This is a genomic window from Paenibacillus nanchangensis, assembly GCF_046543445.1.
In the GTDB taxonomy this organism is placed as follows: Bacteria; Bacillota; Bacilli; order Paenibacillales; family Paenibacillaceae; genus Paenibacillus_AQ; species Paenibacillus_AQ nanchangensis.
Map to the genome: position 1 here is coordinate 105030 of NZ_JBHOFD010000028.1, position 7144 is coordinate 112173.

At 49.4% G+C, this 7144-nt stretch carries 6 protein-coding genes; 3 read left to right on the forward strand and 3 right to left on the reverse strand.

The window, feature by feature from the left end:
* Positions 1 to 85: 85 nt before the first annotated feature.
* Positions 86 to 2065: a DUF2207 domain-containing protein gene (locus tag ACE6ED_RS21200; RefSeq protein WP_410829410.1), complete on the reverse strand. Its 1980-nt coding sequence runs from the start codon at positions 2063 to 2065 to the stop codon at positions 86 to 88.
* Positions 2066 to 2265: 200 nt separating this feature from the next.
* On the opposite strand from ACE6ED_RS21200, the gene ACE6ED_RS21205 reads away from it, so the two are divergent.
* Positions 2266 to 3405 (forward strand): ATP-binding protein, encoded by a 1140-nt coding sequence (locus ACE6ED_RS21205; RefSeq protein ID WP_410829411.1) that lies wholly within the window; start codon positions 2266 to 2268, stop codon positions 3403 to 3405.
* A 115-nt stretch (positions 3406 to 3520) separates the two neighbouring features.
* On the opposite strand, the gene ACE6ED_RS21210 is transcribed toward ACE6ED_RS21205, so the two are convergent.
* Positions 3521 to 4864, reverse strand: a complete 1344-nt coding sequence (locus tag ACE6ED_RS21210; protein ID WP_410829412.1) for an aminotransferase-like domain-containing protein — start codon at positions 4862 to 4864, stop codon at positions 3521 to 3523.
* Between the two features lie 151 nt (positions 4865 to 5015).
* On the opposite strand from ACE6ED_RS21210, the gene ACE6ED_RS21215 reads away from it, so the two are divergent.
* Positions 5016 to 5963, forward strand: coding sequence for a DMT family transporter (locus ACE6ED_RS21215; RefSeq protein WP_410829416.1), 948 nt, complete (start codon positions 5016 to 5018; stop codon positions 5961 to 5963).
* 7 nt (positions 5964 to 5970) lie between these two features.
* Here the strand turns inward: ACE6ED_RS21215 and ACE6ED_RS21220 are convergent, their stop codons facing one another.
* Positions 5971 to 6651 carry a hypothetical protein gene (locus ACE6ED_RS21220; protein ID WP_410829413.1) on the reverse strand — a complete coding sequence of 227 codons (681 nt, stop codon included), beginning with the start codon at positions 6649 to 6651 and terminating at the stop codon, positions 5971 to 5973.
* A gap of 312 nt (positions 6652 to 6963) precedes the next feature.
* On the opposite strand from ACE6ED_RS21220, the gene ACE6ED_RS21225 reads away from it, so the two are divergent.
* On the forward strand, positions 6964 to 7144 hold a 181-nt coding region (locus ACE6ED_RS21225), incomplete at its 3' end, for a hypothetical protein (RefSeq protein WP_410829414.1).

The window sequence follows — 7144 nt, forward strand, 5'->3', positions numbered from 1 at the left end:
AGATCAAGAGCTTGAGACAAGCCTTGGTCTGCCGCTTCCTTTTTTACGGAGTTCAAAGTGTAGGTCCGGGCTGAGCCGTAACGGGTTAATCCCCGCCACCGCCGCCGCCGTCTCCACCTCCGCTGTCCCCGCCGCCATCACTGCCGTAGTCGCTGCTGTCGTATCCGCTGTCTCCGCCGCCACCGCTGCCGGATGAGCTGGAGGACGATTTGTCCGCAACCCCTTTCCAGGAGCGGTTAAACGCATAGTCGATTGCGGCCAGCATTTCGGGATCGAACAGCGGAGACGCCGAATAAAACAGGGATTCCGCTTTTTTTCGCTTGACTCGTTTTAAAAAACGCCGTCCCACGCCAAGCGCCAGCGCCGCTTCCATGTTCCGTTCCAGCCGGACGGGATCGCCCTTTATGTCGTCTCCGCCATTTGCCAGCCTGCGGCGGTACCGCTTGATGGCGCTCCTGTAAGCATCCGAATGGCTGTCCGCCACCCGGCCGGGCAGGAGGGCGACAAGCAGAAGCGACAGAAGCACAAAATACAAATAGGCATCAACGACAGGCGGTGAGCCGATTTGAGCGCCTGCGAAAAAGCAAAAGATCAAAAAGGCCGTGATAAAGCCTTTATGACGGCTGCGAACCGAAGCCAACACCGCGCCGCCTGCTAACACTGCTGCCAATATAGCGGTCCAAGTCCACGATACGGCGTCGGCATAATACAAATAGACGAGCAATACGAGATGTGTAAATGTTAGGACGGAAAAAATCCCTTTTTTTAGCTTGTATTCGCTGTACGTAATGGATTGGGCCGCATCAGCGTCTACCAGCTCCTGCCACCTTGCAAGGCTTTTTTCAAACATCCGCAAGCGGCTCAAGTACTGCCGTGTTGATGCGTTCCGCCTGCGTTCGGTTCGGGTGGGGCCGGCGATATGGTTCAGGTTCAGCACGCCCTTGCGGCGGAACAGCCACTTCTGCACATACCGGTCCGCCGGTTGGATGCCGGAAGCGCCTCCTTTCCAGACAAACTGCGGAAACCGCTTGGGAGCTGCCGGATCCTGCTGGAAGCGGGAGTCCGACGGCTGGGCCAAGACCTCCATTTTCCCTTTGCGGCGCAGCGCCATCACACCGGCAAGCACATCCGGACGCCGCAGCTTTCCTTTCCGGTAAAGATAAACCAGTCTAACCGGGTCCATCTCTTCCAGCTCCTCAGGAGCAATCGGTCGGCCCCGCAGCCAGGCAAAGATCCGGCGCAGCGACAGCGCATAAAACACCACAACCGCAGCTGTTATATAGGTCAGCCAGAGGCTCAGCTCAAGACCCGTCTCCAGCAGGCGTTCCCTGTCCATGTACCTTTGGACAAGGGCTTTTTCTTGCGCCAGCCGCTCGTTAAGCGGAGCCGGGCTTTCTGCACTCTCCATATCCGGGAGTATTTCTGCCGGAAGGAATGCTTTCAGCCTTACTTGGTCGCCTTCACGCAGCAGATCATTTTTATAGCGGACCCGCTGGTTCGTCTGCTCGATCACGGAGCCTTCCGAGCGGTCGTAGGCGTAGGCGGCCAGTGGTTCTCCGGCTTCCTGCCGTGTATATAAGGTAACCGTTACATTATGTATGTCCACATCGTTTTCTTGAAGCGCGATCCAGTCCAGCTCGCCGCCGTCAGAATATTTTACGGCTTCCTGGTCAAGGCGGTAGCGGTAGTATACCTGTTTGGTTTCATCTTTTGCTTTGACTTTGGCGTAGTATTCGCCTCTTTTTTTGCTTGAGGTGACGGGGTAGCGTTCCAGCTCTTTGTAACCAAAATTTCCGAGCTCCCGGTCCTGCGGCGGAGCGTAGGCTTCAAAAAACTCGATGTTCGCGTCTCCGAAGTTGTCCATAAACCGGGTGAAGCTGTCGTATTCTCCCTTCACGCTGTAAGTATAAAGCTCTTCCACATACAAATCTCCATCTGGCAGCAGCTCGGCTACGATTTCCGCCTGGCCGATTGTATATTCGTTTTTGCCGCCGCAGCCTCCAAGCAGTACTGCCAGCAGCAAACCCGCTGTCCAAAGCATTACAGGTCTCAAGCTTTTAATCATGGAGTCACCCTTCCGTTGTTGTCTTGGAACCGTCGTATGGATTTATACGGGAGAAGAGGAGTGTTGTTTCGGTAAATAGGCACTTTGTTTTTTGTATTTTGATATAGAAAATATTTACTGTTGTACGGTTGTGTGTTATTATTTACTTAGTTACGTAACTACGTATTTAGATAATTCATTCCAAAGGAGACTGATTACCCGTGTCTAGAGACTTTGGCGCAGAATTAGACCAGTTATCGAAGCAGTTAGGAGATCTTCAGCAGCTTGTCAATCAACTCGTAGCAGACCGTACAGCAAAAGAAACCCAATCCCAGACTGCTGCCGATAAAAAATCTGGGAAAAACGGGCCTCATCTTGATCAATTAAGGCATGATCTGACAGATGAATTCAACAAGGGAGGTGTTTATTATTCCGGGGAATATCGCGGGGAACAATGGCGGTACCGGTGGGAACCTCAGGCAAGACAGGTGAGTCAGCTGTTAAACCTGGATGGTGAAAAAGCTGCCAAGGTGTTAACGGCGCTTGGTCACAGGCAGCGTTTGGACATTCTTCGTTCTGTGTTGAATGAGCCGCTGACGGGTGCGGAAATCGTGGAACGCTTAAACATGGGGACAACCGGACAGTTGTACCACCACATCAAAGCGCTGCTTGGAGCGGATCTTCTTGTTCAAGAGGAAAGAGGCGGGCGGTACACCATCCCTTCCCACCGGGTACTGCCCCTCCTTTTGCTGCTGGCTGCGGCCTCCGATTTGCTTGACACAAGCGACTATATGGAATTGACGGAAGCAAGGAACAATGCCAGTGCCTATTTGGATACAACGCAGGATGGCTGTGATCCGCACCAGCTTCTTTGGGCAGTAATCGAAAACTCGATCCTGGAGCATCGGGCCGGCTTTTGCAGTGAAGTGGGCATTTTTCTCCACCAGGATGGGAGCATAACAGTATCCGACAACGGACGCGGAATTCCCGTTCAAGTTCTTCCCAACACAGAAAAGTCCAGCGTACAGGCCGTTCTTACGGAACTCGGCCATAACAGCACCAGCGATTCTTTTGTGGCGCCGGGAAAAGAAAAAGGCATCAGCATAGCCGTCGTGAATGCGCTTTGTCCCAAGCTATCCATAGAAGTTCGCAGAGAAGGCAAGGTGTTTCGGCAGGATTACCGGCATGGAATTCCCCAATCGGATTTGCTGACTGTCGGCATAACCAATGAAACGGGAACAAGTATTACGTTCCTGCCGGATCAGGAAATTTTTAGAGTCCCTTTTGACAGCAAGGTTATAGAGGACTATGCCGCTAATTTATCAGAAAAATATCCTGATCTAACGGTTCATTTGTCGTGAGGCAAACCTAACAAGCAAGTAAAGCAGCAAGTTGAGAAGTAATAAGGGTTTCTCACTTAGAGGAGCCCTTATTACTTAGGATAAGCTTCCGACTAGGCAGCTACATGTATAGCCCTTACCACCGGCTTGCCCGTTTTACTTCCTCCACAATCCCTTTTACGCCTTCGTCAATTTGCTCGGATTGCGCTTGCGAAATGCTGATCCGCAGAAACTTCTCCCGCTGCAGATAATCCGGCAAATAAAAAGCTTTTCCGGACACGACGCTGATCTTCCGCTCCGCCAGCCGGTGAATGAGACGTTCCATATTCACTTCCGGTTTCAGTTTGAACTGCGTATAGATGCCCGAGCTGTTTCCCGGCACATCCAGCACTCCCGGTTCATTGTACCGGTCCACTGACTCCTTCAAGGCGCGCATACGGGACGCGTATAAGGTTCCAATCTTTTGTTTGTGCCGCTCAAACATCCCGTTTTTGATGTATATTTCGAGCGCCGCCTGGGACAGGAGGGAGGTGTCGGAGTGATTTTTGTAAGCAAGAAAGGTGTCAAGCAGCCGTTCCGGCAGAACGATGCAGCCCACCCTTAAACCCGGAAAAATAATTTTGGAGAAGCTTTTTACGTAGATAACGTGCGAGCTGTCGCCGCTGGCAAAAATCGGATCAAACTGCCGCTCTATCCCCAAATCGGCCATATAATCATCTTCTAGGATATACACGTCATATTTAGCGGCCAATCTGGCGATCGTTTTCCGTTCCTCCACGCTGTAAGACGTCCCAAGCGGATTATGATACCGGGACATGGTGTAAAAAAATTTGATTTTGCCGCTTCTAAACCTCTGCTCCAATTCGCTTATATCTATACCCTCCGCTGTGCGGGCGATGCCAGACACGGGAATGCCTTCCGCCTCCAAAAATCGCTGGTACAGATCATAGGTTGGCTGTTCAACCAAAATAGCTGTGTTGCCGCTAGGAAAAGGCATTTTCGCCAACGCATGAAGAGCCTGTTGGGCGCCTGAAGTGACAATGATCCGCTCCGCTTTGGCAAACACCTGATCACCTGCCAAATGGGACACAAGGGTATGGCGGAAAGACTCCAAGCCCTGCGGATCACCGTAGGTGAACAAGTCGTACTTATAGATGTCAATCGCTTTGTTTAAACAATGCTGGAAGTCTAAATACGGAAATACATCCAAATCCGGAAATACCGAAGCGAAGTTGATTACGCTGCTGTCTCTGCTGTCGCGCCAGCTGCCTGGTTTTTCAACCACATAAAAGCCGCTTTGCGGAACCGAATAAATGACATGGCGTTTCTCCAGCTCCGCGTAGGCCCGCGTAACCGTGCTGATACTGCAGCCGTAAGCTTTTGCGGCACTGCGGACGGATGGCAGCTTTTGCCCCGGAGGGTAAAGCTTGTCCCGGATTTTATTTTCCATGTCGGATAAAATGGAAAAGTACTTTTTCACGCTGGTCCCCCTTGTCTGCACTCCTGTCGGAACTGTATCGATACAGTTAGGTGAATATGGCGTTGTCCGCTCTGCCTTTTTGCCCTATCTTCATAGTAACGGTTGAGAAGTTCGCGAACACGTCACCGTTAGAGGAGAGGAGGAGGCCGTCATTCATTCTAACCATTTAAGGCTCCCGTATTTGTTAGCCGTACTTAATGCGATAATCATTGGTTTATCGTTTTTGTTTGCCAAACTCGCGCTGGATTACGCCAGTCCGCTCGACACGCTGGCCTTCCGTTTTGCCACCCCGTTGTTGGTGATGTCCGTACCGGTTGCTTTCGGCTGGATTAAGCTGAATTACCGCGGGAAACCGGTCTATAAAATCCTGCTGCTCGCCGTGATGTACCCGCTTGGGTTTTTCCTGCTCCAGGCGTTTGGGCTGCAGCACGCCACTTCGGCGGAAGGGGGCATTCTGTACGCATTCACTCCGGTGGTAACGATGATCGTTGCGTCTATATTTTTGAAGGAAACAACGACCGTCTTACAAAAGCTGTCCATTTTCCTTTCGGTGTTCGGCGTGGTGTTTATCTTTGTGATGAAAGGCAGCCGGATCGATTTGTCCAATATGCTGGGTATTTCCTTATTACTGCTGACTTGTGTTGTCTTCGCGGGCTATACCGTAATGGCCCGTTCCCTGTCGAAGCAGTTCAGTCCTGCGGAAATGACGTATTTGATGCAGGGGGTCGGGTTTGTCACTTTTCTGACGGTGTCGGTTACTAGACATGCCGCGGCTGGAACGATGGACAGCTTGTTCGCTCCGCTTACCAGCGGCGCCTTTGTTGTTTCCATCCTTTTTTTGGGGATTGTATCCTCCTTAGTCACAGCGCTGACTTCCAACTACATCCTGTCCAAAATGGAAGCGTCGAAAATGAGCGTATTCAGCAATCTCTCGACGATTGTCTCCGTAGCAGCCGGAGCGATGTTTTTGGGGGAAGAGATTACGGTGTATCATCTGATTGGCTCCGTGCTCATTATAGCGGGAGTAATCGGCACAAACCGGTTAGGCCAAGCAACAGCAGCAAAACAAGCGTTGAATCCAGGGAAGGCGGAGGCGTGAGACTGCCTCATTTCGTTTTATCCGTGACTTTTTTTAGTTCAAAAGATGTTGCCTCTAGTAACAAAATAAGTCGACCATGATTGACCATAAAGAAACTTAGAGGTATGCCAAGCTTTGTAGAAGTGTCATTTATCCCTATGTATTTTACTGTATCATTTATATTTATCTTTAAAGTATCGGGATCAGTTTTAAATAAACGATAAAAAGAGTCGGAGTTATAGCATTTAAATTCAAGCCTATATGACGGGTTTTTCAGTTCATGTTGATAATCGCTATAGTTTTTAAGTCCTATTGATGAAAAGAAGTCTTCATTTATTATCAATTCATCACCAATAATCTGTTGCCCTGTTGGATATTCAGACGCATCATTGTAGGAATTTGCAAATCCCAATAGTTTCTCAACTTTCCAGGTTCCATAAAAAGACTTTTCCGTTTCGCTATCCAAACTTGTCCATACATCTTCACAATATTCAGCGGTATTTTTTGGAATGATGGACTCGTCAGATTCAGATTCATGCTCACTGCTAGTGTTTGTTTGGGGAGCAGCAGTGCCTTTGGGAACAGCTACATGTCCTACGCTTTGATTCGAAGTACTTGAAGCTTGGGGAGTTGATGTTGTTTCAACCTTTCCACAAGCCGATGTTAGCATCAGCATGAACGTAACACCAACCAAAAATCCTTTTTTCATATTTCTCACCCTTTTAATTTTACTAACCTGCCGATTTGTTGAATAAAGCTGTTCGCGGCATGATCGTTTCACATTCATAAAGGGTACGGGAACCATTACGATTCCGTACCCTATTTGTACATTTCGGGGAAAATGGCCCCTGTCAATTGCGGTACAGAAAGCTTACTCAACTTTCGCAGCTAGAAAAACGGCTTAGACCCTTGAGTGAGCAAGAAAAATACAATAGATTTACTTGTATTGACAAAAACACCTCACTTGTTAGGGATCATGGCAGTGCGACCAACCATGCCAACAAGAAAGGTGCGTAACTCTATGTTACAGCAACATTCCCTGCCTGAACACCGTCTCAATTTTTCAAACTTTGGAGGCCTTTTGAAGCAGCTCTGCATTGACTCCTCTTTGACTTTCTCACCGACTCAGAAGACCTCCCTCTGTTTATTTGCTGATGATTCCGTATTTTGGAAAATTGACGGACTCAGTTTCCCTTATTTGC

Excerpts from the sequence above, each read along its gene's own strand:
- ACE6ED_RS21200 (WP_410829410.1), bottom strand. The coding sequence starts at position 2,065 with ATGATTAAAAGCTTGAGACCTGTAATGCTTTGGACAGCGGGTTTGCTG.
- ACE6ED_RS21220 (WP_410829413.1), bottom strand. The coding sequence starts at position 6,651 with ATGAAAAAAGGATTTTTGGTTGGTGTTACGTTCATGCTGATGCTAACA.